Genomic DNA, 26,758 nt, shown 5'->3' with positions numbered 1-26,758 from the left:
CCACGGCTGTGGCGTGTTCTGGCTGGTAAATCCCCAGGACTACGAAGACATGGTAGCGGCGCTGACAAGCGCGTTCACCGGTGCACGGCGTCCGGGCTGTCGACATCCAGCAGCACACCGGCATCCTGCACCTCCAACCTGACACAACTCGTCGGGTTGGCCTTGACCACCGAACGCGCGCCTTCATCACCCGTCAGCCGCGCCAGTGCCGGCCAGAAAGTGCGACCGAACAGCACGGGGTGCCCTTGTTGCCCGTCATGGCAAGGCAACACGATAGTCGATGCGCTCGCATTGAAACCCAGCCCCGCGAGGGTCGCGGTCTCCACCCAAGGCATGTCCCCCAACAGTATGGCCACCGCCTGCGCCTCGCTGTCGACCAGTGATGCGGCGCCGGCTGCCAGGCTATGGCCCATGCCCGATGCGCAATTCGGGCTGGAGATCACCCGACATCCCGGTGGCAACCCCAGGTCCATGCCCCGCTCCCCGTCGCGCAGCACTACCCGCACATCATCGAACACTGCACAGGCCCGCTCGACGCTATGCACCAGCAAGCTGCGACCATCCATCAACAGCGCCCGGCGCTTGTCAGTGCCGAAACGCACGCTGTTCCCGGCAGCAAGTACCAATGCAACCACGTTCACAGCGCCACCCGCTCGATACCGTTGCGCACGCGGAGGATATCGGCCAACACCGCCAGGGCGATCTCCGCCGGGGTCTTGCTGCCCAGGTTGAGGCCGATCGGGGCGTGGATGCGACCCAGCTCGGTAGCACCCAGGCCACCAATGCGCTGCAGGCGTTCACGGCGCTTGTCGGAAGTGGCCCGGGAGCCCATCACGCCGATGTAGAAAGCCTCGGTGCGCACGGCTTCGAGCATCGCCAGGTCATCGATCTTCGGGTCGTGGGTAAGTGCCACCACTGCGGTATCGGCATGGCAACCGCCGTTGAGGATGAACTGCGAGGGCAGCTCGCGGCGCACCTCGATGCCATCCAGTTGCACACCCTCTAGCAATTCTTCACGTGGCTCGCAAAGCACCACTTCGAAACCCATGCCCCTGCCAAATTCGGCGCAAAAATGTGCCACGCTGGAATACCCGGCCAGCAGCAGACGCTGCGCAGCACCGACGCGCAAGCGTACACGGGCGTGTTCCCGCTCCACACGTGGCCCCTGGCTGAGGTCATCGGCCAGCTGGCGCGTCCCCTGGGGCAGGCTCACCTCGCGCAGCACCCGGCGCTGGCCCAGCAGCGCGCTTTCCAGCGCACGCAGGTGGGCCTGCACCTCGCACTCGGCCGGCAGGTTTTCCACCAGCACCTCAAGCACGCCGCCACACGGCAGGCGGATGCTTGAACGCGGGTCGCTGCCATCGCCGTAACGCACGATGACAACCGGCTCGGGGTATTCACCCGCGGCCACCCGTTCCAGGAAATCGTCCTCGACGCAGCCACCGGACAGCGAACCCAGCCACTGACCGCCGGCATTCACCGCCAGCAGCGAACCCGGCGCGCGCGGCGCCGAGCCGTAGGTGGCGAGCACCGTGCACAACCACACCCGCTGGCCAGCGCACGACCACTGCAAGGCCTGGCGGATCACCTGTAGATCGAGATGCTGCACGCTTACTCCGCCTTCAGCTCGGCGAGCTGCTGTAGGTTCAGGTCGCCAGGCAGTCCACCCCAGGCCTGGCGCAAGTAGTTGACCATATCCGTCACCTGTTGGTCATCGAGCTTGTCGGCAAAACCCGGCATCGGCTGCATGCGTTCGAAGCCGGTGAACTGCTGCTCGCGGATACCTTCGAGGATGACCTTGACCAGGTTGCGCGAGTCATCCTGGCGCAACACGGTGTTACCGCGCATGGCCACGGCGATGTGCGGCTTGCCTTCGCCGTCTACCCCATGGCAGCCGGCGCAAACGTTCAGGTACTGCTGATGGCCGCGTTTGGCACTGTCGCTCATCTGTTCCAGGGCAACCGCCTGGATCACCTTGGCCGGCGGTGGCTGGTCGCCCAGCAGGTAGGTGGCCATGGCGGCCAGGTCGGCGTCCTGCAGATGCTGGGTGCTGTGGTGTACCACCGGGAACATCTCGTTGAACATACTGCCCTGGGCACTGATGCCGTGCTTGAGGAAGGTGGTCAGGTCTGGCTGGGTCCAGCCGCGCTCGGCCAGGTCCTGCGCCAGCAGGCTTGGGGCCAGGTAGCCGCCCAGCAGGCCGCCGCTCAGGCGCAGGTCCTGCTGCAACGCGCCGATCGGGTTGCGCGGAGTATGGCATTCGCCACAGTGGCCCATCACCTCGACCATATACTGCCCACGCTGCCAGGCCGGGCTTTTGCCTTCGGTGGGCTGCAACTGCACGCTCTTGCCGTACAGCATGTTCCAGCCACTCAAGCCCAGGCGCACATTGAACGGGAAGCGCAGCGCGGTCTGCGGCGCCGGGCGGTTGATCGGCGGCACGGTCATCAGGTAAGCGAGGATTGCGTCCGAGTCCTCGCGCCTGATCAGGTGGTACGAGGTGTACGGCATTGCCGGGTAAAGGTTGGCGCCATCCTTGCGCTTGCCCTCGGTGACGGCGGCAAAGAACTCGTCGGCGCTGTAGTTGCCGATGCCGTACTGCTTGTCCGGGGTGATGTTACTGCCATAAATAGTGCCGAATGGTGAATGAATCGGCAGGCCGCCGGCGTATGGGGCGCCGCCTTCGGCGGTATGACAGGCCATGCAGTCGGCCGCGCGGGCCAGGTATTCACCACGCTTGACCTGTGCCTGGTCGTCGGCCAGGGCAGCTGAAGTGACGGCAAGGCCGAGGGCCAGCGCCAGTGCGCTACGAACGAAAGCCATGCTCAACCCTCCTTGACCAGGCCAAGGTCGTTGAGCACCGTGCGGGTGGCAGCGTAATAGCGCACGTAGCCGGTGCAACGGCAGATATGGTGGCCCAGGCTGGCCTCGATGCGCTCTTCCACCTCGCTCTTTTTCAGCGGCTGACGCTGCGCCGTTTCCACCAGTACGGTGGCGGCGTTGACGAAGCCCGGTGCGCAGTAGCTGCACTGGAAGGCGAACAGGTCGACGAATTTCTGCTGGATCGGATTCAACGTCAGGTTGCCGGCCTCGTCCTGGCTGGCATGGCCCTCGATGGTGCGGACTTTCTTGCCTTCGAAGTAGTGAGCACCGGTGATGCAGGTGCGCACTTCCTCGCTGGTACCGTCGGGTTTGTCGACGATCACCACGCAGGCGTGGCAGATGCCCTGGCCGCAGCCCAGGCGCGAACCGGTGAGGTTCTGGTGTTCGTGCAGGTAATCGATCATCGCCAGGTCATCAGGCACCTCGACCGGGCCGACCGGTTGACCATTGAGGGTCAGTTGCAGTGGACGGTTAGCCATTGAGGGCCTCCTTGATACGGGCTGGGGTGATGGGTAGATCGCGCACGCGCTTGCCAATGGCATGCGCGACAGCGTTGCCGATGGCGCCGACGACCGGGATCATCACCACTTCGGCGATACCCTTCGACGGGTCGGTCGGTGACAGCGGCGGGAGGATTTCGCTGGTCTGCTTCCATACCGCCACGTCACGCGCATGCGGCAGGCGGTAGCGGTTGAAGTTCCAGTCGCCCTCCCCGGGCCCGCCCTCGTACATCGGCATTTCTTCGGTCAGTGCATGGCCAATGCCCATGGCGATACCGCCTTCGAGCTGGCCCTTGACCAGTTCCGGCACCAGCACCCGGCCGCATTCGACCCAGCTGTGGTGGTTGAGCACCTGCACCTCATGCGTACCCTTGTTGACCTTGACTTCGACGATGGTCGCCACCGGGCTGTAGTAGGTGACCATGGCATTGTTCAGTTGGGTGTCCGGGTAGTGCGCGTTCTGCCGGTCGAGCAGGTGGTAGCCGTGGCTGCTCATCTGCGCTTTCTTGGCATTCACCGCGCCATCGCCGTATTTCACCGCCACGGCATCAAGCGGGAAGCGCTCGCGCACGCCGTCGACGACGAAGTCGGCCTGGGCCCAGCTCCAGCGGTTGAAGCCGTGCACGCTAACCCCGGTAACCAGGCCCATGTCGTGGGCCTTCTGGGCCAGCTGGGCGAACGGGATCGGCGCCAGACCGTTGCCGGTCAGCTCACCGTTGACCCACACCGCATTCTCGCGGCGCACCACCAGCGGGTTGGCCTGGCCGCCGTATGGCCCCTGGCTCCAGATGGCCATGGCCGCCGGCCACAGGCCGTGGTTGAACAGTACGCGCGCCGCCTCGCGGGTGGCATGGCTGAAGTAGAACGCCGAGTTGGTCGCCGATGATGGCGAAGCCAGTTTGCCGACCCAGCGCGGGTTGCGCAGCGCAGCGTCCTGCTCGGGCTGGCTGATCAGGTACGGGTTGCCGCTGGTGGTCAGCTGCAACTCCGGCCATTCGGTGACTGCAGTCCTGACCTCGTCCGCCGAGCGACCAAGGAAATCGCTGACCACCAGGGCCTGGGAAGTGGACATGCCAGTGCCCAGCTCAGTGCCGATATGGCGCAGGCTGATGCGCCCGTCGCGGCTGAACTCGATGCTGGCCATCGGCGCTTCGGAACCGGTGCCGAAGTCCTTCTGGCAGATGGCAAAGCCTACGCCGTACCAGTGGTCCTGGTCCTGGGCATCCATCTGCTGCTTGCGTGCGTCACGGTTGCGCCACCAGTCGTGCACGGCGGCCTTGTCGAGGATCTCGTACAGACGCAGGGCACCGGCCGGCACCGCGCCTTGGGTGTTCTTCATGCCCGACTTGAGTGCGTTGGCGCGGCGCAGGTCGATGGCATCGACACCCAGGCGACCGGCGATCTCGTCGACCATCATCTCGGTCGCAGCCATGGTCTGCAGGGTGCCGTAGCCGCGCATTGAGCCGGCCTCGACCCCACGCGAATGGTAGGCGGTGACCGACAGGTCGTTCTGCGGCATGTAGTAGATCGACTGCGCCGCCGTGGCCCCCACCGCCGCCACCGACGGGCTGTAGTTGATACGCCCGCCGCCGTCGCAACTCAGGTCGGCACGAAAGATCTTGAAGCGGTTGTCACGCTTGTCCACGGCCAACTGGTAGCGGATATCGAAGGCATGGCGCTTGATGCCGCTCTGGAACTGCTCGTAGCGGTCGTTGGCCAGGCGGATCGGTACACCCGCGCCGTACAACGCGGCCACGGCGGCGTAGAAGACGAAGATGTTGTTGTCCTTCGAGCCATAGCCCACGGTGTAGCCCGGGTGCATGTTCAACGTGTTCAGGGCAAAGCGCGACGGCTTGATCATGTGCACGCATTCCTGCGCCACTTCGAACGGGCACTGTGTCGCGACCACGAAGTGCAGGGTGCCGGTGGCCGGGTCATACCAGCCGTTGCCGTTGTCCGGCTCGAGGGCTGCAGGTTCGATGGAGGGTGTCTTGTAGCGTTCGTCGAACACCAGCCAGTTCTCCGGCGGGTTGGCCAACTGCTCGGCGATGCGCCCGGCGTAGAACAGCCCCTGCTCGGTCAGGTCGCCATGCTGGTTGGGCTGCTTGGACCACACCGGTTTGCGGTTGAGAATGGTCGGGAACAGCATGGAGTTCTTCAGGCTGGAGAATTCATCGTCGTCGAACGGCGTAGCCCCGCCCACCCGCACGAAACGAAAGCTGCCGTAAGGGTCGCGCTGATACAACGGGGCCTGGGCACCGTAGCGGATCGCCTGGTCGTTGAACTGCAGTTTGCGCTTGGCCTGGCGGAAGCGCTCGAAGTCGTGCCAGATCAAGATGGCCACCGGGTGGCCGATGAACATCGGCACTTTGCCCGGGGGCAGCAGCGGGTCCGGCGAGTGGGCCTCGGGCCAGGCGATGCCGTCCTGCTCCAGGTCGGCGGCGGTGACGACGCGGTCCGGTTGCAGGTCGGCGCCCAACAGGGTCAGGTCGTGCCCGGCGTAGATGCGGTCGGCCTTGGTCGCCTTGAGCAACAGCGCATGGCCCTGCTGCGCGGGCCAGCCGGGCATGTCCTTGGCGCGGATGTCGCGGGCGAAGACCTTGTCGCCGCAGACCTTGGACAACGCATCGTTGCGAAAACGCGCCTTGCCGTCATGGTTCATCCACTTCAGCGGCGAGGTGGTGACGCGGTCCTCCATCAGGGCGGCGAATGCCTGGCTGCCAAGCGGCGCCATGGTCACGCCGACACCAGCGATCAGGCCGCCTTGCAGGAAGGCGCGCCGGGAAATATCACGGTTGGACATGCTTGATCCTCTGGGCAGTTGGGGGCCTGCCCTTTTTTGATTCTAGTACTAGCGGGGAAAAGCTGACTTGTGCGTCAACTTTACAGCAAATTGGTGGGGGGAAGCAAAGTCAAGCCGACAATGTGTCGCGGTATGTCTCAGATGTGTGCGGGTGCGGGGCGTGAGGCGGTTAACCTTTACTTAATCATCCCCAGCCAGCATGGCCCCATTCCCAGTTCTGCCAAGGCGAAGACATGCGCGTCCTCCTGCTCTTCCTGACATTTTTCCTGGCCGGCCCGTTGCAGGCCAACCCGTTCGAGGTCAAACCCGACTTCCTGCCGGTCAACCAGGCCTTCGTGCTGACCCACGACCGCCAGCCCGATGGCCAGATGCGCCTGTACTTCCAGATCAAGCCGGGCTACTACCTGTACCAGAAGCGCCTGAAATTCGACGGCCTGCCGGCCGAGCAGCACCCGCAATTGCCGCCGGCGCTCAACCACCATGACGAGTTCTTCGGCGACAGCGCGGTGTACCGCGACCAGCTCGAACTGCTGCTGCCCGCCAACGCCCAGGGCCAGCTGCGCCTTGGCTGGCAGGGTTGTGCCGACGCCGGCCTGTGCTACCCGCCGCAAACAACCATGATCGAGCTGGGCGGCAGCGCGGCACCCGCCGCCGAACAAGCCAGCGACCAAGCCCTGGCCAGCGGCCTGCAAAGCGGCAACCTGGCCTGGGGCGTACTGGCATTCTTCGGCCTTGGCCTGCTGCTGGCCTTTACCCCCTGCTCGCTGCCAATGCTGCCGATTCTCGCCGGGCTGGTCATGGGCAATGGCGCCAGCGCCCGGCGCGGTTGGCTGCTGGCCGGCGTCTACGTGCTGAGCATGGCCCTGGTGTATGCCGCCCTGGGCGTGGTCGCCGCGCTGCTGGGAGCCAGCCTGCAGGCCTGGCTGCAGCAACCCTGGCTGCTGGGCAGCCTGGCGGGGCTGTTCGTGCTGCTGGCCCTGCCGATGTTTGGTGCCTTCGAGCTGCAACTGCCCGCCGCCCTGCGTGACCGCCTCGACCGCGCCGGGCAAGGTACCCGCGGTGGCAACCTGTATGGCGCGGCGCTGCTGGGCGCGCTGTCCGGCCTGCTGCTCGGCCCGTGCATGACCGCGCCACTGGCCGGCGCGCTGCTGTACATCGCCCAGAGCGGCGACGTGCTGCAAGGTGCGCTGGTGCTGTTCAGCCTCGGCCTGGGCATGGGTGTGCCACTGCTGTTGCTGGTGACCCTGGGCAACCGCTACCTGCCGCGCCCGGGCGCCTGGATGAACCGGGTAAAAGGCGTGTTCGGCTTCGTGTTCCTGGCCATGGCGCTGTACACCGTGCGCAGCCTGCTGCCTGCCCCCCTGGTGCTGGGCATTGGCGGCGCCTGGCTGATTGCCCTGGCCTGGGCTGCCTGGCCAGCCCTGCAACGTTTGCCGGCGTTGCGCGCGGTGCCCCTGCTGTGTGCCCTGTGGGGCGGCCTGCTGCTGGTGGGTGCAGCAGCCGGTGGCGACGACCTGTGGCAGCCGCTGCGCCCGTTCGCCGGGGGGGGTGCACCGGCCGCCAGCCAGCACGCCGAAGACCGCTTCGTCACCGTCAGCCGGCCCGAAGACCTGCAACGTGAACTGGATGCAGCCAAGGCCCGTGGCCAGTGGGTGATGGTCGACTACTATGCCGACTGGTGCGTGTCGTGCAAGGTCATGGAAAAACAGGTATTCGCCCGCAGCGACGTGCAGGCCGGCCTGGCCGGTGTGCACCTGCTACGGCTGGACGTGACCGCTGACAGCCCGGCCAGCAAAGCCCTGCTGCAGCGCTACCAGGTACCCGGCCCGCCAAGCATCATCTGGATCGGCCCGGAAGGCGACGAACGCCGCGCGCGGCGCATCACCGGTGAAGTGGATGCGGCCACGTTCCAGCAACACTGGACCCAGACCAGGAGCCAAGGCTGATGCTCACCGTAACCCTCGGGCCACTGACCATGGCCCTGAACCACCTGCTGATGCTGACCGCCCTGGTAATTGCCAGCGTGGTCGGCTGGTGGGTGGCCCGGCGTGGCGGCCAGAGCCCGGAATCGGCGCTTTTCAACCTGTTCCTGATCGGCCTGCTGTGCGCCCGCGCCGGCTTCGTGCTGGCCTACTGGCCCATGTACCAGGGCGACCTGGTGCAGGTCATCGACATCCGTGATGGCGGTTTCCTGTTCTGGTCGGGCCTGGCCGGCATCGTACTCGCAGCCCTGTGGCAGGGCTGGCGCCAGCCGGGCCTGCGCCGGCCGCTGGGCTGGGCGTTGTTCAGCGGCGCATTGTTCTGGGGCCTGGCCAGCTTCGGCGGGCACTTGTACAGCAAAGGCACCGAGCTGCCCGAACTGACCCTGCGCAATGCCGGCAGCCAGCCGGTGGCACTGCACAGCTACCGCGGCAAGCCATTGGTGATCAACATCTGGGCCACCTGGTGCCCACCCTGCCGGCGCGAAATGCCGGTACTGCAACAGGCGCAAGGCGACTATCCGCACGTGACCTTCCTGTTCGTCAACCAGGGCGAAACCCCGGAAAACGTCAGCACCTTCCTCGCCACCACCGGCCTCAGCCTGACCCATGTGCTGTTCGATGGTACCGGCCTGCTGGCCCAGCGCGTCGGCTCCATGGCCCTGCCCACCACCCTGTTCTACGACGCCGATGGGCGGCTGGTCGGCAGCCACCTGGGCGAGCTGTCCCGGGCCAGCCTGCGCCATGCCCTGGAGCCTTTCGACCGGGCCGCAGCGCCCGCCCCTGCCGCACAAGGAAACTGACATGCGATTGACTGCACTACTGCCCCTTTCACTGGCCCTGCTGGCCGCCCCCGCCCTCCAGGCCGAAGAACTGCCCAAGGCGGTTCAGCAACTGCAAGCCAAAGGCGCCGTGATCAAGGGCAGCTTCGACGCCCCCAACGGCCTGCGCGGCTATGCCGCCGAGTATCAGAACAACGCCCTGGCCCTGTACCTGACCCCAGACGGCAAGCACGTACTGGTCGGCAGCCTGTTCGACGAACAGGGCAAGGACCTCAGCGCCGAGCCGCTGCAAAAGCTGGTGTACGCACCGATGAGCAAGGAGGTCTGGGCGAAGATGGAGAAAACCGCCTGGATCGCCGACGGCAAGGCCGATGCGCCGCGCAAGGTATACCTGTTCAGCGATCCCAACTGCCCGTACTGCAACATGTTCTGGGAGCAGGCGCGGCCGTGGGTGGAGTCGGGCAAGGTGCAGTTGCGCCATATCATGGTCGGCATCATCCGCGAGGACAGCCCTGGCAAGTCGGCGGCGCTGCTGGCAGCGAAAGACCCGGCCAAGGCGCTGCAGCAGCACGAGAAGGCAGGCAAGGCCAGTACGCTGAAGGCCCTGGACCAGGTGCCGGAGGCAGTGCAGCAGAAGCTGGCGGCAAACATGGCGCTGATGGAAGAGCTGGGGTTGCAGGCTACCCCGGCGATTTTCTATCAGGATGAGCAAGGCCAGCTGCAGAGCCAGCAGGGGGCACCGCGGCCGGAGATGCTGGGCAAGATTCTCGGCAAGCGCTAGCGCATGTCGTGAGTTTTGCAGTGGGGCAGAGATCGAGCGCCGCCCGCGCGGCGCTCGATTTCCGCCACTCTGCATGTCCCAAGCCGAACCCTCCCCTACAACCCCTCCAGCTCGGCCATCAGGTCACTCAGCCGGTCGACCTTGTCGTCATCCAGCGCACTGCCCTGCAACCCCTGCACATACACCGCAAGCTCCGCCACCGTGCTGCACTCGAACATCGCCCGCAGCGGCACATTCAGTTGCAGTTGCTTCTGCACCCGCGAGGCGATCTGCGTGGCCAGCAGCGAATGCCCGCCCAACTCGAAGAAGTTGTCATGCACCCCGACCCGGTCGGCCTTCAGCACATCAGCCCAGATACCGGCCAGTACCTCCTCCAGCTCGTTGCCCGGCGCCTGGTATGCCTGGCTGTGCTGGCCACCGATATCGATGGCCGGCAGCGCCTTGCGGTCGAGCTTGCCATTGGCGTTGTGCGGCAGGCTGTCGAACCAGCCCCAGTTCAGCGGCACCATGTACTCCGGCAACTCGGCACGCAGGCGCTGCTTGACCCGCTCCAGCAGCGCGGCATCAGCGACGATGCCCTGGTGCGCCACCAGGTAACCGACCAGGTGCTTGCCGTTGACACCCTCCTGCACCCCGACGGCAGCATCGCGGATTTCGGCCTGCTCATGCAGCCTGGCCTCGATCTCGCCCAGTTCGATGCGGTAGCCGCGAATCTTCACCTGATGGTCGATGCGGCCGACATACTCCAGCACACCGTCCGGTCGTTGCCGGGCCAGGTCACCCGTGCGGTACAGGCGTTCACCCGGCGCCCCGTAAGGATGAGGGATAAACGCCAGCGCAGTGCGCACAGGGTCACCCACATAGCCACGGCCCACACCGGTACCGGCCACGCACAGCTCGCCCACCGCCCCCAGCGGCACCAGCGTCTGGTCCTCGGCAAACAGGTACAGGCGGTTGTTGTCGGTGGGGGTGCCGATCGGCAGGTAGCTGCCTTGGGTCGACGCGGCATCGACGCGGAAGAACGCCACGTCATCCGAACACTCCGCCGGGCCATAGGCGTTCACCAGGCCCATGTGCGGGTATCGCTGCAACCATTGCGCCGCCAGTTCCGGTGGCATGGCTTCGCCGGTCGGCAGCATCCAGCGCAGGCCATCCAGCGCCTGGTGGTCGTTGGCCAGCATGCCCTGGATCAGCGACGGCACGCTTTCCAGCACGGTGATGCCAGTGGCCTGCACATGCGCCAGCAAGCCCTGCGGGTCATGCGCGATGGCGTTGGGCACGATCTCCACTTTGGCGCCGAACAACGGTGCCGCGAGGAACTGCCACACCGAAATGTCGAAGCTCTGCGAGGCGGTCTGGGCGATCACGTCGTGCTCGCTCAGCGCCAGGTAGGGCACCTTGCTCAGCTGGTTGTTGAGCATGCCGCGCTGCTCGACCATCACCCCCTTCGGCAGGCCGGTGGAGCCTGAGGTGTAGATCACATAGGCGAGGTTATCCGGCCCACTGTGGATACCCGGGTTGTGGCTCGCCACCGAGCTGGCCTGGATGTCTTCCCACACCAGCAACTGCGGCCGCACGGTCGCTTCCAGTTCACCCAGCAACTGCCGCCCCTGCTCGGCACAGGCCGCGCTGCACACCAGCACTGGCGTGCGGCTGAGCTGTACAATGCTTTGCAGGCGCGCCGCCGGCAGGCCCGGGTCCAGCGGCAGGTAGCCAGCACCGGCCTTGAAGCTGCCGACGATCATACCCAGCAACGGCAGCCCGCGTTCGGCCAGCAACGCCACCGGCTGGTCCACGCTGACCCCGGCGGCTACCAAGGCGTGGCCCAGTCGGTTGGCCGCCAGGTTCAGGCCGGCGTAGTCGTAGGCGGCCTCCAGGCAGCGCGCCACGGTACGTTGCGGGTGCGCGGCGACCTGCGCTTCGAACTGCGCGATGTAGCTTTGCTCCAGGGGGTAGGCGCGCTCGGTGCGGTTGCAGTCCTCCAGCAGGAAGCGCTGCTCCTCGTCGCCCAGCAGCGGCAGTGCACTCACCTCCCCTTCAAAACCTTGCACCAGCGCCAGCAGCAGGCGCTTGAACTCGGCGAGCAGGCGCTCGACGGTCGGGTAGTCGAAGTAGCGCTGGTCGAACGACAGGTGCAGGCCCAGGTCATCGCCCGGGTAGCACACCGCCGTCAGCGGGAAGTTGGTGTGGGTACGGCCCGAGTCGGAGCTGGCGTTCAAGTGCTGGGCGTGGTCGAGCACGGCGGTTTCCACCGGCGCATTCTCGAACACGAACAGGCTGTTGAACAGTGGCTGGCCCTTGGGCAGTTCGCTGCATTCCTGGATTGCCACCAGCGGCAGGTACTCGTACTCGCGCAGTTCCATGTTGCGCTCCAGCAGGCTTTGCAGCCACTGGCGCACGCTGCAGCGCTCGCCGGCTGCCGGCAACTGCACGCGCAGGGCGACGCTGTTGATGAACAGGCCGACGGTGCGCTGCATCTGCGGCATGCTGACCGGGCGCCCTGCAACGGTGACACCAAAGGCCACGTCGCGCTCGCCACTGTAGCGTGCCAGCACCAGCGCCCAGGCCGCCTGGGCGAAGGTGTTGACGGTGAGTTGATGGGCCTGGGCCAGTTCGCGCAGGCGCCCGCCTTCGCTTATGTCCAGGCGGGTATGGCAGTCGCCCACGATCATGCCGTCACCGGCATGGTCATGACGCAGCGGGCGGTCGCTGGGGATCGCCGTGGCGCGTTCGAAGCCGGCCAGGCTGGCCTGCCACCAGGCGCGTGCGTCGTCCAGGCCCTGGCGTTGCAGCCAGCCGATGTAGTCGCGGTAGCGCGGCGGCACCGGCAGCTGCGCCTGGCGGCCTTCGCCGAGGGCCTGGTAGAGCTCGAAGAAGTCGTTCATCAACAGCGAGCGGCACCAGGCATCGATGAGGATGTGGTGGTTGCTCATCATGAACCAGTAGCGCTGGTCGGCCACCCGCACCAGGCGCAGGTGGAACGGCGCTTCGCTGAGCAAGGCAAAGCCGGCTTCGCGCTCCTGCTTGTGCAAGGCCTGCAGGCGCTGCTCCTGGGCGTCATCGGCAACGCCGCGCCAGTCCTGGTAGTCCACCGCCAGGTTGCCCGGTTTGTGGATGATCTGCAGCATTGCCTCGCCGCTGTTCCAGCTGAACGATGCGCGCAGCGCCTCGTGGCGCGCGACCACGGCCTGCCAGGCCTGGGCAAAGCGTTCAGGGTCGAGCGCGCTGTTGATGCGGTAGCGGTCTTGCATGTAATACAGACCGGTGCCCGGCTCCAGCAGGGTATGCAGCAGCATGCCTTCCTGCATCGGGGTCAGCGGGTAAACGTCCTCGATCTGTGCAGCCGGCACCGGCAGCGCGTCGATCTGCTGCTGGGTCAGGTGCGCCAGCGGGAAGTCCGAGGGTGTGAAGCTGCCATTGCCATCGGCCAGGCAATGGGCGATCAGCGCCAGCAGCTCCTGGCGATAGGCGTCGGCCAGGCGGGCGATGGTCGGCTCGTCATAGCGCTGGGCGCTGAAGGTCCAGCGCAGTTGCAGGGCGCCGCCATACACCTGGCCATCGACGCTCAGCCAGTTGGGCAGCGGCGCGTCGAGGTCATGCGCCAGACCGGCAGCGCTGTCCAATGGCTGGAACAGCGCGGTGCTGTCGAACTGCTGGTCGAACTGGCCGAGGTAGTTGAAGGTGATCCGCGCTTGCGGCAAGGCCGCCATCTGCTCGCGCCCGGCCGCATCGGCCAGGTAGCGCAGCACGCCGTAGCCCAGGCCTTTGTGCGGCACCTGACGCAGCTGCTCCTTGATGCGCTTGATCGAACCGGCCCGTGCCACCTCGTCCTCGCCCGGCAGCGGGCGCAGGCTCAGGGGATAAGCGTTGGTGAACCAGCCGACGCTGCGGGTCAGGTCCATGTCTTCGAACAGCCCGTCGCGGCCATGGCCTTCAAGCTGTACCAGCACTTCTTCGGCGCCGCTCCATGTGCACAGGGCACGCGCCAGGGCGGTCAGCAGCAGGTCGTTGACCTGGGTGTGGTAGGCCGCCGGGGCCTGCTGCAGCAACTGCCGGGTCTGCTCCACATCCAGGCCGATGGCCAGGGTGCGGGCATGGCGGTGCAGGTTGCCGCCCTGCGGGTGATCGCACGGCAGCTCACGGCGCACGCCGCCCAGCTGCCCTTGCCACCAGCCCAGCTCGTCGCGCAGCGAATCGCTGCCGGCGTAGCTGGCCAGGCGCGCGGCCCAGTCGCCCATGGCATGGGTCTTGGCCGGCAACGGCTGGCCGCGGTACAGCGCCTGCAGGTCTTCGAGCAGCACGCGCCACGACACGCCATCGACCACCAGGTGATGGATCGCCAGCAACAGGCGCTGGCTGCCCTGCCCGTCCTGCACCAGCAAGGCGCGCAGCAGCGGGCCCTGTTGCAGGTCGAGGCTGCGCTGCAGGTCGCTGTACAACGCCTCGCAATCATTGAAGTCGGCGACGCTGGCGGTCCACAGCAGCTGCTCGGCGGCAGGCGCGGTGTATTCGGCCTGCCAGCGGCCAGCGGCGTCGCTGAAACGCAGGCGCAGGCTGTCATGGTGCTGCACCAGGCCGGCCAGCGCCTGTTCCAGTGCGGCCTCGTCCAACGGCTGCCGAGCCTCCAGCAGCACGGCCTGGTTCCAGTGCTGCGGCTGCGGCACTTCGCTGTCGAAGAACCAGTGCTGGATCGGCGTCAGGCCAGTCTGGCCTTGGCGCAAGCCCTGTTCGATGTTGCCCGGGGCGTCGCTGTGGCGGGCGACGGCCGCCAGGGTCTGGATGGTCTGGTGCTGGAACAGGTCGCGCGGGGTGAATTGCAGGCCGGCCTGACGGGCGCGGCTGACCACCTGGATCGACAGGATCGAGTCGCCACCCAGTTCGAAGAAGTTGTCCTGCACGCCGACCCGGGCAATGTTCAGCACGTCGCGCCAGATCTGCGCCAGTTGCGCTTCCACCTCGTTGCCAGGCGCCTGGTATTGCTGGCGCGCCTGTTCCAGGTCCGGCAGCGGCAACGCACGGCGATCAAGCTTGCCGTTGCCCATCAGCGGCAGGTTGTTCAGCAGCACCAGGTGCGCGGGCACCATGTAGTCCGGCAGATGCTGGCGAGCGTCGGCCTTCACCGCCTCACGCAAGCGGCTTTGCGCCTCGCTGTCGGCGGCGGCCTGTCGGCACACCAGGTAACCCACCAGTTGCTTGCCACCCGGCAGGTCGAGCGCCAGCACCACCGCCTCTTCGACATCGGCATGCGCCTGCAGGCGGCTTTCGATTTCGCCCAGCTCGATGCGGAAGCCGCGGATCTTGACCTGCTGGTCGGCACGGCCGACGTACTCCACCAGGCCATCCGTGCCCAGGCGCACCAGGTCACCGGTGCGATACAGGCGCCCGCCTTGGGTGCTGAACGGGTCGGCAACGAAGCGCTCGGCACTGAGGCCCGGGCGGTCGTGATAGCCCTGGGCAAGGCCGGCGCCGCCGACATACAACTCACCAATGCCGCCTTGTGGCAGCAGGGCCAGGTCTTCGTCGAGGATGTAGGCGGTACGGCTGCCGATGACGCGACCGATCGGCACGCTGCCCAGCTCCGGCGGCAGCGCCTCTGGCGCCAGGCAGGCCAGTGGCATGACCACGGTTTCGGTCGGGCCGTAGGCGTTGAAGAACTGCTGCGGCACAAACGCCTGGCGGATGCGCTGCAGGTGCTCGCCGGTCAACGCTTCGCCACCAGTGATCACCAGGCGCACGGGCAACTGTTCGGCCTGCCCGCCCAGGTACTGCGCCAGCTGGCTACCGTAGCTGGGGGTGAAACCAAGAATGCTCACCTGATGGTCGCGCACCAGCTGGCAGATTTCCTCGGCGCCCCACTGCCCCTGGGCGCGCAGCACCACACGGGCACCGCACATCAACGGCACCCACAGGCGCTCGCTGGCAGCGTCGAAGTTGATCGAATAGAAGTGCAGCTCGCAGTCATCGCTGCGCATGCCGAACGCAGCGATGACTGCCTGGCAATGCATGGCGAACTCGCCGTGGCTGACCACCACACCTTTGGGCTTGCCGGTGGACCCGGAGGTGTAGATCAGATAGGCCTGGTGTTGCGGCAGGGTAAGGTTGTCCAGCGCTGCATCGCTATACCCCGACAAACTGGCAGCGTCGTCTTCCAGGCTCCAGCGCGCCACCCCTTCGGGCAGCTCGCCCAGGCTTTGCAGCAGCTCGCGCTGGCCTAGCAGCAGGCCGATGCGGCTGTCTTCGATCATGTAGCGCAGGCGGTCGAGCGGGTACTCGGGATCGAGCGGCACGTAGGCACCACCGGCCTTGAGAATGGCCAGCAGGCCGACGACCATTTCCAGCGAGCGCTCCAGCGCCAGGCCCACGCGCACCTGCGGGCCGACACCACGCTCACGCAGGGCGCGGGCCAGGCGGTTGGCCTGCTGGTCGAGTTCGGCATAGCTCATGTGCTGGCCGGCAAAGGTCAGCGCACCCGCCTGCGGCGTGCGTGCGGCCTGGGCGGCAAACAGGCCATGCAGGGTCTGCCTGAGGTCGAAGTCATGCTCGCCCTGCAGCTGGCTCACCATCACCTGCTGCTCGGCGTTGCTCAGCATCGGCAGCTCGCACAGGCGCTGTTGCGGGTTGTCCAGCAGGCCGACCAGCAAGTGCTGCCAGTGCTCGGCCATGCGCGCAATGCGCGGCTCGTCGAACAGGTCGCGGCTGTAGGTCAGGCAGCAGCCCAGACGGCCGTCGAGGTCGGTCACCTCCAGGTACAGGTCGAACTTGGTGGCGCTGGCGTCGTTGACCAGGTAATCCACCTGCATGCCCGCCAGCGTGCGGCTTTGCTGGAAGGCCCAGCGCTGCACGTTGCACATCACCTGGAACAGCGGGTTATAGGCGCTGCTGCGCGGCGGCTGCAAGGCTTCTACCAGCTGATCGAAAGGCAGGTCCTGGTGCGATTGGCCTTCAATGGCGGCCTGGCGTATCTGCTCCAGCAACGCGCTGGCGGTCATCTGCCCGTCCAGCTCGCAGCGCAGCACCTGGGTGTTGAGGAAGGCGCCGATGAGGCCTTCGCTTTCAGGGCGAATGCGGTTGGCCACCGGCGCGCCGATGCGCAGGTCGCGCTGGCCGCTGTAGCGGTGCAGCAAGGCGGCCAGGGTGGCGGTCATGGTCATGAACAGGGTCAGGCCGCGCTGGCTGTTGAACGCATGCACGCGGGCGACCAGTGCCGGGTCGAGCTCAAAGCGGAACAGCTCGCCGCGGTGGCTCTGCACAGCCGGGCGCGGGCGGTCGGCGGGCAAGGCCAGCACCGGGTGCTCGTCGCCCAGGCGGGCTTGCCAGTAGGCGAGCTGGCGGGCGCCTTCGCCGCTTTCCAGCCATTGCCGCTGCCACACGCTGTAGTCCAGGTATTGAACCGGCAGTGGCGCCAGCGGCGACTCGCGGTCATCGACGAAGGCTTCGTACAGCTCGCCCAGCTCGCGGGCGAAGATGTCCATGGCCCAACCTTCGGTGACGATGTGGTGCAGGGTCAGGACGAAGAAGTGCTCGCGCTCCCCGGCCTTGACCAGGCAGGCACGCAGCAGCGGGCCGCGCTCCAGGTCGAACGGCTGGTGCGCCTGGTCGTCGGCCAGCTGCTGCAGGCTTTGCTGGCGCATATCGACGGGCAAGGCGCTGAAATCCTGCCAGTCCAGCTGCAGGCCGCTGTCTTCGGCCACGCACTGGTACGGCACGCCGTCGATGCTGGGGAAGGTGGTGCGCAGGGTTTCGTGGCGCACAATCAGCGCCTGCAGCGCGCGCTCGAAGGCATCCACATGCAGGGTGCCGCGCAGGCGTGCCATGCCGCCGACGTTATAAGCCGGGCTGCCCGGCTCCATCTGCCAGAGGAACCACATGCGCTGCTGCGAATACGACAGCGGCACCGCCTGGCGGCGATCGACGCGGGCGATCTCGCCTTGCAGGTTGCGCTCACCGGCTGCGCGAATACGCGCAATCTCGGCACAGAACGCACCCAGCTCGCTGGCTTCGAACAAGGCCTTGAGCGGCAGTTCGACATCGCAGGCCTGGCGGCTGCGCGAGACGATCTGGGTCGCCAGCAGCGAGTGGCCGCCCAGGGCAAAAAAGTCGTCCTGCAAGCCCACGCGCGGCAGGTTCAGCACTTCGCGCCAGATGGCGGCAACCTGTTGCTGCAGCTCGGTTTGCGGTTCGACGTGCTCACGCTGCTGCCACACCGGGGCCGGCAGCGCCTTGCGATCGACCTTGCCACTGGGGCCCAGGGGCATCTGTGCCAGCGGGATCAGTTGTGCCGGCACCATGTAGACCGGCAGTTGTTCAGCCAGCACGGCCAGCACCTCGGCAGGCTGAGCGCTGCCGCTGTAGTAACCGACCAGTTGCGCACCGACAGCATCCTTGTGGATCACGACCAGCGCCTGCTCGACACCCGCCTGTGCGAGCAGGCAGGCCTGGACTTCCTCGGGCTCGACGCGGAAGCCACGCACCTTTACCTGCTGGTCGATGCGGCCAAGGTACTCCAGCGCCTCGAGCTGGGCCTGCCAGCGGGCACGGTCGCCACTGCGGTACAGGCGTTCGCCGTTGCCGTCGGCGTGGGGTACGAAGCGCTCGGCGGTAAGGCCCGGGCGGCCGAGGTAGCCACGGGCCAGGCCCGCCCCGCCCAGGTACAGCTCGCCCGCAACGCCCGGGGCGGCCAGTTCCAGTTCATCGTCCAGCACGCGGCACAGCACATTGCCCAGCGGGCGGCCGATTGGCGAACGCTCGCCATCTGCAACCTGGCAGTGCCAGTGAGTGACGTTGATGGCGGTTTCGGTCGGGCCATAGCGGTTGTGCAACTGCACCTGGGGCAGCACTTGCAACACCCGGTCCCGCAGTGCGGCAGGCAGCGCCTCGCCACCGGAGAACAGCCGGCGCAGGCTGCTGCAGGCGGCAGCCTGAGGCTCCTGGACGAACACTTGCAACAGTGGCGGCACAAAGTGCAGCGTGGTCACGCCATGGGCCTGTACCAGCGCGGCGATGCGCTGCGGGTCGCGGTGCTCGCCGGGGCCGGCAAGCACCAGCTTGCAACCGGTGACCAACGGCCAGAAGCACTCCCACACCGAAACGTCGAAGCTGATTGGCGCCTTCTGCATCAGCACGTCGCTGTCGTTCAGCGCATAGGTGGCTTGCATCCATTGCAGGCGCTCGGCCAACGCCGCGTGGGTGCTGCCCACGCCTTTGGGCTGGCCGGTGGAGCCGGAGGTGTAAATCACGTAGGCCAGGTTGTCGCCGTGCAGGCGCAGGCCGGGGGCATGGCTGGGCCAGCTGTCCAGGTGCAACTGGTCGAGGGCGATGGCGCTCACCCCTTCGACCTGCGGCAGCTTGCCCAGCAGGTTGCTGTGGCTAAGCAGCAGGCCGGCATTGCAGTCGGCGAGCATATACGCCAGGCGCTCCGCCGGGTAATCCACGTCCAGCGGCACGTAGGCACCGCCTGCCTTCAGAATCGCCAGCAGGCCGACCAGCAGTTGTGACGAACGCTCGATGGCGATGGCCACGCAGGTGTCGGGACCGACGCCTTTGTCGCGCAGGTAGTGGGCCAGGCGGTTGGCCTGCTGGTGCAGCTCGGCGTAATCCAGGCTGCCACCTTCCCAGGCCAGGGCAGTGCGTTGCGGGGTCGCGCGTGCCTGCTCGTTGAGCTGTTCTACCAACAGGCGCTGCGGCGCAGCGGTGGGTGCCTGGCCCCAGCCCAGCAACTGCGCGCGGCTTGGCGCGTCAAGCAACTGCACTTCGCCCAGCGCCCGTTGCGGCGCGGCACACACCTGCTCCAGCAGGGCCAGCAGATGCTGTGCCAGGCGCTTGACGGTGCTGGCCTCGAACAGCTCGGCGGCATAGTCGAAGGCCAGGCTCAGGCGGCCCTGGTGGTCTTCTTCACTGTGCAGCTGCAAGTCGAACTTGGCCTCGCGGCTGTGCCATGGCAGCTCTTCGGCCAGCAGACCCGGCAGCCGGCGCAGGGCCGACAGGTCGCGTTGCTGATGGTTGAACATGACCTGGAACAGGCCCTGCTCACGGGCTTCGGGCAGGGCTTCGACCAGCTGTTCGAAGGGCAGGTCCTGATTGGCCTGTGCCTCCAGCGTGGCCTGGCGCACCTGCGTCAGCAGCTGGGTGAACGGCAGGCGACCATCCAGTTGTGCGCGCAGCACCTGGGTATTGATGAAGAAGCCGAGCATATCCTGGGTTTCCAGGCGTGGGCGGTTGGCATTGGGTACGCCGACGCGAATGTCGGCCTGGCCGCTGTAGCGGTGCAACAGCGCCTGCCAGCCTGCCAGCAGGACCATGAACAGGCTGGCCTGCTGCTCACGGGCCAGGCCCTTGAGCGCGTCGGCAAGCTGGGCCGGGACCTTGAGGCTGAGCCGGGCGGCGCTGTGCTCGCGCTGGTTGGCGCGCGGGTGGTCGGTGCACAGGTCGAGCACCGGCAGCTCATCGCCCAGTTTGCCTTTCCAGTACTGCAATTGTCGCTTGGCTTCGCCTGCGGCCAGCCACTGGCGCTGCCAGGTGCCGTAGTCGGCGTAACCCAGGGTCTGCGGCGCCAGTGTGGCCTCCAGGCCTTGGCAACGCGCGGCGTACAGCTTGGCAAACTCGTCGAGCAGAATATTCAGCGACCAACCGTCGGCCACGATGTGGTGCAGGGTCACCCACAGCTGGTGATCTTCATCGTCCAGGCGTACCAGGGTGACGCGCAGCAGCGGGCCCTGGGTCAGGTCGAACGGCAACCGGGCCTCGGCTTCGCGCCGGGCCGCAACCGCTTCGCCACCCAGGCCTTGCAGGTCCAGGCGCTGCACGTCGAGGGGCTGATGCGCCAGGATGCGCTGCAGCGCCTGGCCGTTGTCTTCGCTGAACACGGTGCGCAGGGATTCGTGGCGCGCTACCAATGCCTGGAAGGCGGCTTCCAGTGCGCTTTGGTCAAGCTCCCCACGCAAACGCAGGCCGGCCGGAATGTTGTAGGCCGCCGATTGCGGCTGTAACTGCCAGAGTAACCACAGGCGGTTTTGCGCCAGCGACTGGGGCAACGCCTGAGCGCGCTCCAAGGTAGCGATTGCCGCGTTCTGGGCACCGCCTTCGGCGAGCAGGGTGGCCACGGCGTTGCTGTAATCGGCCAGTACCGGCGCTTCGAACAAGGTGCGCAGGCTCAGGTTGATGCCCAGCTCATCGGCCAGGCGTGCGGTGGCCTGGGTGGCGGCGATGGAGTTGCCGCCCAGCAACAGGAAGTGGTCGTCTGCCGTCACCGACCCTACCTTGAGGATGTCGCGCCAGACGCCGGCGATGCGTGCCTGCAGTTCATCACCCGCCGCCGCGCCCGCACGCGCTTCGCTCACCTCGGGGAAGCGCGCGTAGCAGTCCAGGCTGCCATCGTCCATGCGCAGGCGGCAGGCCGAGCGCTGCAGCTTGCCGCTGGAGGTTTTCGGCAGTGCGCCGGGGTTCAGCAGCAGGACCACGGCCGGGGCTTGGCGGCACGCATCGGCGATGACCTGGCGCAGCGTCCTGATCAGTTCCTGGGGCTTGATTGCCTTTTGCACGTTGCGGCTGATTTCCACTGCAACGCCGATGCCCTCCTCGCCCTGGTGCTCGACCGCGAACACCGCCACCCGGCCTTTGCGCAGCACCTCGACTTCGCGCTCCAGGGTTTTTTCCAGGTCCTGCGGGTACAGGTTCTGCCCGCGCACGATCAACATGTCTTTCAGGCGCCCGGTGACGAACACTTCGCCGCCCCGCATGAAGCCAAGGTCGCCGGTACGCAGCCAGGTCTGGCCGTCCATTTCGACAAAAGTGCGGGCACTGGCTTCGGGGTTGCGCCAGTAACCCAGGGCGATGCTCGGGCCACCGGCCCAGATTTCGCCGACCTGATTGTCGCCCAGCACCTGCAGACGCTGCGGTTCGACGACGCGTACCGCGTGCCCTGGCTGGGGGTAGCCGCAGCTCATCAGCACACTGCCCTTGCCGGGCTCGGCGCGGTTGGCGGCGAAGGCTTGGGCGTCCAGTTCCAGTGCGGCGATGCCCTGGCCACGGCGGCTGCCGCTAACGAACAGGGTCGCCTCGGCCAGGCCGTAGCTGGCGAAGAAGTTCTGCCGGTCGAAGCCGCAGGCCTGGAACTTGTCGGCGAAGGTCGCCAGGCTGTCCTGGCGGATCGGCTCGGAGCCGGAGTAGGCGACACGCCAGCGGCTCAGGTCGAGGCCGGCCAGGGACGCTTCGCTGACCCGCTCGCTGCACAGGCGATAGGCGAAGTCGGGGCCACCGCTGATGGTGCCGCCGTACTCGCTGATGGCCTGCAACCAGCGCAGCGGGCGGGCCAGGAAGTAACCCGGCGACATCAGCACGCAAGGCACGCCGCTGAAGATCGGCTGCAGCAGCCCGCCGATCAGGCCCATGTCGTGGTACAGCGGCAGCCAACTGACGATCACGTCGTCGGGGTTGAGGTCGATGCCGAAGCCACAGCGGATCAGTTGCTCGTTGGCCACCAGGTTGCCGTGGCTGACCTGCACGCCCTTGGGCAGTGCGGTGGAGCCCGAGGTGTACTGCAGGAAGGCGATGTCATCGCCCTTCAGCGCCGGCTCGCGCCAGCTGGCGGCCAGTGCCGGGTCCAGGCCATCCACCGCCAGCAGTTCGGGGCCATCGGCTGCCGCCAGGGCATGCAGCCCTTGCAGGCTGTGGTGCAGCGCCGCCACGGTCAGCAGCAGGCGCGGTTCGGCGTCGGCGATGATCGACAGCAAGCGGTCCTGGTGGTGCTGGCGTGCGGATTCCGGCGGGTAGGCCGGCACCGCGATCACGCCCGCGTACAGGCAACCGAAGAACGCCGCCACGTAGTCCGGCCCGCTGGGGAACAACAGCACTGCACGGTCGCCGAAGCTGGCACGGGCCTGCAACGCAGCGGCGATGGTGCGCGCGCGCTGGTCGAGGTCCCGGTAGCTGAGCATGGCCTGCTCGCCGGGAGCATCGGCCAGAAAGCGCAAGGCGATCTTGTCCGGGGTCTGCGCGGCGCGTTGCGCCAGGGCCTGGACCAGCGAGAGCGGGAGTTCGAAGGCGTCCGTCATGGGGTGTTCCTGCCAGTGTCTGGTGGGGTCGGCCGGCTGCTCCGCGACGTGGGGCGGGCAGGGTCGGCGGCCGGGGATGTACACAGGGGAACGGATGGGCGGGGGGAGAAATTAGCGGGGGGTTGGGGTTTTGGGGGTTGTGGGGGCATGCCTTAAGAGGGCTGCCCTTAGAACCGAAAGATACAGATACTAATTACGTTTCGTATTTGACAATCATTATCATTCTGAATAGTTTGTCGCACGTCGTAGGAAGCTTCCCAAAAACGGGTGCGTCCTTTCCCCTCTGTGACAAGGTGATTTCCATGGCGGAACAACTATCCACAAGTAAGTGCGATTCACCATTACTCCAGGCCTTCGTCGACAACCGCAGCATCCTGGTCAAGATCGCTGCACGCATTACCGGCTGCCGCTCACGCGCCGAAGATGTGGTGCAGGATGCGTTCTTCAGGCTCAGCGCCGCCCCGCAGATCACCTCGTCGTTCAAGGCGCAGCTCAGCTACCTGTTCCAGATCGTGCGCAACCTGGCGATCGACCACTACCGCAAGCAGGCGATGGAGCTGAAGTACTCCGGCACCGAGGAGGAAGGCCTGAACGTGGTCATCCAGAACGCATCGCCCGAAGCCACGCACATCAACCTTGCCGCACTGGACGACATTGCCGAAGCCTTGAACGAGCTACCGCAGCGCACCCGCTATGCCTTCGAGATGTACCGCCTGCATGGCGTGCCGCAGAAGGACATCGCCAAGGAGTTGGGCGTGTCGCCGACGCTGGTCAACTTCATGATTCGCGATGCCCTGGTGCATTGCCGCAAGACGGCCAACCGGCAGGCTTGAGTCTTCAGGTTCGCGTCCATGGGGCTGCTACGCAGCCCATCGCCGGCAAGCCAGCTCCCACATCGACCGCATCAACTTCAAGCCATGCGCCATCCCTGCGGGAGCTGGCTTGCCTGCGATGGGCCGCAAAGCGGCCCCATGGCCCTCAAGCCAGTTTGCAGCGGTCGAAAAACCGCTCCCGCCCGAGAATCATCAGCGCCGCCCGCTTGTGCGGGAAGTCGAATTCCTTGTCGCAATGGAAACACTGATCCTGCATGTAGCCGATCATCTTGCCGTTGTCGGCGCGCGGCTCGGCCACCACCCGCTGGGTACGCGGGTCATCCAGGAACAGGTAGTGCACCAGCGCCGAGAGCCAGCTGGCCACCTTGTGCGGACCGCGATGGCTCTCCTCCCCAACCAGCATGTGAATGCCACGGTCGTAGTCGTCGGCCGGATAGAACGGCGCGATGCGGTCTTCCTTGGCCCAATACGCCTCGAAATAGGCGAACGGCTCATCATCGAAGCAGCCGATCAGCGTCAGCGTATGCGGGTCCACTTCAAGCTTGCTCAGGTACTCATGGTGCTGGGCAAGCGAGCCACCCTCCTGCCAGAACGCTTCTACCCGCGGGTTGTTCTGCCAGCGGTTGAAACGCTCCAGATCGTGCTCGATCTCCAGGGTGCGCAGCGACACCCAGCTCCCCAGCCGTGCATCGAAACGCCGGTACACTTCGCCACGCGGTTTGGGCGCGCGGCGCGGGTGGCGCTTGCCGTTGCCGAGCTGCATCTGCTGCGGGTACACCGCGGCCGCCGCCTCGCCCAGCCAAGGCTGCGGCAACTGCCAGAACAGCGACCGCTCGCACAGGTACTCACCCGGCCGTTCAGCGATCAGCAGCAGGCCACTGGCCAACGCTTGCGGCAGCGCCTCGGGCAGGTGCCAGGCCAGGCGCTGGCAGGCTGTGTCGCGGGACAACAGCCAGTAGCAGGCAGCCCACAAGGCTTGATAGGGGCGCTCGGGGCACAGGCGCTCAAGGTGAACATGCAGGGTGGCACCCGCCTCCAGCCGCAACTGGATCAGCGGGCGGCCTTCAAGCGACAAGCTCAACACGCTATCGCCCTCCTCGGCACTGAGGCTGCGCCAGCGAGGCGGTGATTGGGGCTGCGAAGCGGCATCGAAGGGCATGGGCTCGACTCACTAAAATGAAGAAAAGGCTCACTGCTGGGAACGAGGCCGGCGCGCCGGAATTTACTCCTTGGGTGCCGTGACCGTGATGCGATAGGGCGCGAAGATGCGCGCCAGCTCACCGCTGTCGCGCAGGCCCCGCAGCAGCTCGGCGAACGACTGCTCGCCAATCGGCGCGCCCGGGCGCAGCAAGGCGTAGTGGTGATAGACCTGGTCGATACGCTGCGACGGCACCAGCTGCGCCTGGCTGGCCGGGTTGCGCGCCAGAAAGTCGCTGAGGTAGGAACGGGTGACCAGCGCGATATCCGCACGGCCTGCCTGCACCATCAGCAGGTTGCTGTCGTGTGAGTAGGTCAGGGTCGCGCTGTAGGTTTTGCGCAGGTAGTCCGGGTCGGACTTGAAGCCGGCGAACGCATAGTGATAGCCGTTGAAAAGGGCCAGGCGCTTGCCGCGCAGCTCGTCGAAGTAACGCGGGTCACGGCCGTTGGCCTGGCGGGCAACGAATACTTCGGCGTCTTCCAGGCCCATGTCCACGGTCTGGTGGGCAATCGTTTGCCAGCCCCATTGCGGGTTTTCGAAGATAGCCATGTCGGTGCGGCCTTGCTGGAAGTCACCAAAGCGCCGCTGGATGGACGTCGGCACCAGTACAAAATGGTAGTGCTGCTGAGCGCGGTTCAGCGCGTCGATCAGTTGCGGCAGCAGGCCGGTGTCGGCCCCCTGTTCCGGGCGCACCGTGTAAGGCGGGAAATGCGCCGCGCCGATCTTGACCTCGACCGCTGCACCAGCCCATGCCGGCCCCGCCAGCCAGAACATGGCCAGCAGCATCAGGGTGGACAAGGCCTTGAGGCCGGGCGCTGGAGTCAAGACGGACACTCGTAACGGATCATGCCTGGGTCCGCCTAAGCTAGGCGTTTTCCGGGGAGGGCACAACTGCTGATGCCTGATCTTTGCCACTCTTCATGCCGCTCTTTATGCCAAGGCAGACGGCAAAATGCCATAGGGTGCCGGATGCCCCGAGTTTGGCTACGCTCTAGCAGGATCTGCAAGGGAGCCTGCTATGGGCCAGTGGTTGGTGATTGACCTGGAAGCCACCACCGACGAGGGTGGGTGGCCGGTCACAGAGATGGAAATCATTGAAATCGGCGCAAGCCTTGTGACCCGCGAAGGCCGCGAAGTCGACCACTTCCAGCGCTTCGTGCGGCCGCGGCGGCGGCCGCAGCTGACCCCGTTCTGCCGCGAGCTGACCCACATCAGCCAGGCCGACGTGGACAGCGCCGTGCCGTTTCGCGAGGTGTGGGCGAGCTTCGAGCGCTGGCTCGGGCATTATCGCGGGCAGCTTCAGGGCTGGGTCAGTTGGGGCGACTACGACCGCCAGCAGTTGCATCAGGAATGGCAGCAGCAGGGGCTCGACAGCCTGCTGCGCAGCCTGCCCCATATCAACCTCAAGCAACGCTTTGCCAAGGCCCGCCACCTGCAGCGCCCCACCGGGCTCAATGGTGCCCTGCAACTGGCCGGCATGCACTTTTGCGGGCAGCAGCACCGGGCCCTGGAAGATGCGCGCAACACGGCGCGGTTACTGCCTTCGACCCTGCCTCCAAATGGCACCTGAAAGCGGATGACGGGGCGGATGGGCTTGGGCATACTGGCCAGCCCTTTTTTCATCTCCCTCTATTCAGGAGTCGCCCATGTTCCAGGTCAACGAGTACTTCAACGGCACCGTCAAGTCGATCGCATTCGCGGGCGAAGAAGGCCCGGCCACCGTGGGCGTCATGGCCCCGGGCGAGTACGAATTCGGTACCGCCAAGCGCGAGATCATGCACGTGGTATCGGGTGCGCTGACCGTGAAGCTGCCGGGTAGCGACAACTGGGAAACCTTCAAGGCTGGCGACAAGTTCAACGTGGCTGCCGACAGCAAGTTCCAGCTGAAAGTGGCAGTGGATACCGCTTACCTGTGCGAGTACCGCGACTAAGCATTGCTATCGGCACGCT

General features: G+C 66.3%; 14 protein-coding genes. 6 read left to right on the top strand and 8 right to left on the bottom strand.

What is annotated here, in order from left to right:
• Nucleotides 1–74: 74 nt before the first annotated feature.
• The 5 genes from AC5O5I_RS07920 to AC5O5I_RS07900 are packed head-to-tail and all read right to left on the bottom strand — an operon-like array spanning nucleotide 75 to nucleotide 6,186.
• Nucleotides 75–641, bottom strand: a complete 567-nt coding sequence (locus AC5O5I_RS07920) for a nucleotidyltransferase family protein (protein ID WP_494512312.1) — start codon at nucleotides 639–641, stop codon at nucleotides 75–77.
• Complete coding sequence (locus AC5O5I_RS07915) at nucleotides 638–1,609, bottom strand: XdhC family protein (RefSeq protein WP_494512311.1); 972 nt, start codon at nucleotides 1,607–1,609, stop codon at nucleotides 638–640. The genes AC5O5I_RS07920 and AC5O5I_RS07915 overlap by 4 nt, the downstream gene beginning before the upstream one ends.
• A 2-nt stretch (nucleotides 1,610–1,611) precedes the next feature.
• Nucleotides 1,612–2,823: a cytochrome c gene (locus AC5O5I_RS07910; RefSeq protein WP_494512310.1), complete on the bottom strand. Its 1,212-nt coding sequence runs from the start codon at nucleotides 2,821–2,823 to the stop codon at nucleotides 1,612–1,614.
• A gap of 2 nt (nucleotides 2,824–2,825) precedes the next feature.
• A complete protein-coding gene (locus AC5O5I_RS07905) occupies nucleotides 2,826–3,362 on the bottom strand; it encodes a (2Fe-2S)-binding protein (protein ID WP_172224121.1) in 537 nt (178 codons plus the stop codon).
• Entirely contained in the window at nucleotides 3,355–6,186 is a 2,832-nt protein-coding gene (locus tag AC5O5I_RS07900; RefSeq protein ID WP_494512309.1) for a xanthine dehydrogenase family protein molybdopterin-binding subunit, read from the bottom strand. The genes AC5O5I_RS07905 and AC5O5I_RS07900 overlap by 8 nt, the downstream gene beginning before the upstream one ends.
• A 233-nt stretch (nucleotides 6,187–6,419) precedes the next feature.
• On the opposite strand from AC5O5I_RS07900, the gene dsbD reads away from it, so the two are divergent.
• From dsbD to dsbG, 3 genes are read left to right on the top strand one after another with little or no spacing between them, the layout of a single operon-like run.
• A complete protein-coding gene (gene dsbD, locus AC5O5I_RS07895; RefSeq protein WP_172224115.1) occupies nucleotides 6,420–8,132 on the top strand; it encodes a protein-disulfide reductase DsbD in 1,713 nt (570 codons plus the stop codon).
• Nucleotides 8,132–8,968, top strand: coding sequence for a TlpA disulfide reductase family protein (locus AC5O5I_RS07890; RefSeq protein ID WP_172224112.1), 837 nt, complete (start codon nucleotides 8,132–8,134; stop codon nucleotides 8,966–8,968). Before dsbD ends, AC5O5I_RS07890 begins: the two co-directional genes overlap by 1 nt.
• A gap of 1 nt (nucleotide 8,969) precedes the next feature.
• Nucleotides 8,970–9,728 (top strand): thiol:disulfide interchange protein DsbG, encoded by a 759-nt coding sequence (gene dsbG, locus AC5O5I_RS07885; RefSeq protein ID WP_172224109.1) that lies wholly within the window; start codon nucleotides 8,970–8,972, stop codon nucleotides 9,726–9,728.
• A gap of 95 nt (nucleotides 9,729–9,823) precedes the next feature.
• Here the strand turns inward: dsbG and AC5O5I_RS07880 are convergent, their stop codons facing one another.
• Nucleotides 9,824–22,777, bottom strand: coding sequence for a non-ribosomal peptide synthetase (locus AC5O5I_RS07880; protein WP_494512308.1), 12,954 nt, complete (start codon nucleotides 22,775–22,777; stop codon nucleotides 9,824–9,826).
• A 302-nt stretch (nucleotides 22,778–23,079) separates the two neighbouring features.
• Between AC5O5I_RS07880 and AC5O5I_RS07875 the strand changes: the two genes are divergently transcribed.
• Complete coding sequence (locus AC5O5I_RS07875) at nucleotides 23,080–23,610, top strand: RNA polymerase factor sigma-70 (RefSeq protein WP_012273397.1); 531 nt, start codon at nucleotides 23,080–23,082, stop codon at nucleotides 23,608–23,610.
• Between the two features lie 145 nt (nucleotides 23,611–23,755).
• On the opposite strand, the gene AC5O5I_RS07870 is transcribed toward AC5O5I_RS07875, so the two are convergent.
• Both AC5O5I_RS07870 and AC5O5I_RS07865 read right to left on the bottom strand, forming a co-directional pair.
• Nucleotides 23,756–24,769 (bottom strand): GNAT family N-acetyltransferase, encoded by a 1,014-nt coding sequence (locus AC5O5I_RS07870; protein ID WP_494512307.1) that lies wholly within the window; start codon nucleotides 24,767–24,769, stop codon nucleotides 23,756–23,758.
• A gap of 63 nt (nucleotides 24,770–24,832) precedes the next feature.
• Entirely contained in the window at nucleotides 24,833–25,633 is an 801-nt protein-coding gene (locus AC5O5I_RS07865; RefSeq protein ID WP_494512306.1) for a substrate-binding periplasmic protein, read from the bottom strand.
• Nucleotides 25,634–25,826: 193 nt separating this feature from the next.
• On the opposite strand from AC5O5I_RS07865, the gene AC5O5I_RS07860 reads away from it, so the two are divergent.
• Complete coding sequence (locus AC5O5I_RS07860) at nucleotides 25,827–26,378, top strand: 3'-5' exonuclease (RefSeq protein ID WP_494512305.1); 552 nt, start codon at nucleotides 25,827–25,829, stop codon at nucleotides 26,376–26,378.
• 76 nt (nucleotides 26,379–26,454) lie between these two features.
• Nucleotides 26,455–26,739, top strand: coding sequence for a pyrimidine/purine nucleoside phosphorylase (gene ppnP, locus AC5O5I_RS07855; RefSeq protein WP_043203870.1), 285 nt, complete (start codon nucleotides 26,455–26,457; stop codon nucleotides 26,737–26,739).
• Nucleotides 26,740–26,758 lie beyond the last annotated feature (19 nt).

It is taken from the genome of Pseudomonas sp. 9_2_1, from assembly GCF_059295275.1.
Note: the sequence above shows the minus strand (reverse complement) of the source record. Positions and strands in the feature narration are given on the sequence as shown.

What these genes read in the sequence shown, in the direction of transcription:
- AC5O5I_RS07875 (WP_012273397.1), top strand. Translation starts at nt 23,080, where the DNA reads ATGGCGGAACAACTATCCACAAGTAAGTGCGATTCACCATTACTCCAG.
- AC5O5I_RS07900 (WP_494512309.1), bottom strand. Translation starts at nt 6,186, where the DNA reads ATGTCCAACCGTGATATTTCCCGGCGCGCCTTCCTGCAAGGCGGCCTG.
- AC5O5I_RS07890 (WP_172224112.1), top strand. Translation starts at nt 8,132, where the DNA reads ATGCTCACCGTAACCCTCGGGCCACTGACCATGGCCCTGAACCACCTG.
- dsbD (WP_172224115.1), top strand. Translation starts at nt 6,420, where the DNA reads ATGCGCGTCCTCCTGCTCTTCCTGACATTTTTCCTGGCCGGCCCGTTG.
- AC5O5I_RS07870 (WP_494512307.1), bottom strand. Translation starts at nt 24,769, where the DNA reads ATGCCCTTCGATGCCGCTTCGCAGCCCCAATCACCGCCTCGCTGGCGC.
- dsbG (WP_172224109.1), top strand. Translation starts at nt 8,970, where the DNA reads ATGCGATTGACTGCACTACTGCCCCTTTCACTGGCCCTGCTGGCCGCC.
- AC5O5I_RS07880 (WP_494512308.1), bottom strand. Translation starts at nt 22,777, where the DNA reads ATGACGGACGCCTTCGAACTCCCGCTCTCGCTGGTCCAGGCCCTGGCG.
- AC5O5I_RS07910 (WP_494512310.1), bottom strand. Translation starts at nt 2,823, where the DNA reads ATGGCTTTCGTTCGTAGCGCACTGGCGCTGGCCCTCGGCCTTGCCGTC.
- AC5O5I_RS07860 (WP_494512305.1), top strand. Translation starts at nt 25,827, where the DNA reads ATGGGCCAGTGGTTGGTGATTGACCTGGAAGCCACCACCGACGAGGGT.
- ppnP (WP_043203870.1), top strand. Translation starts at nt 26,455, where the DNA reads ATGTTCCAGGTCAACGAGTACTTCAACGGCACCGTCAAGTCGATCGCA.
- AC5O5I_RS07905 (WP_172224121.1), bottom strand. Translation starts at nt 3,362, where the DNA reads ATGGCTAACCGTCCACTGCAACTGACCCTCAATGGTCAACCGGTCGGC.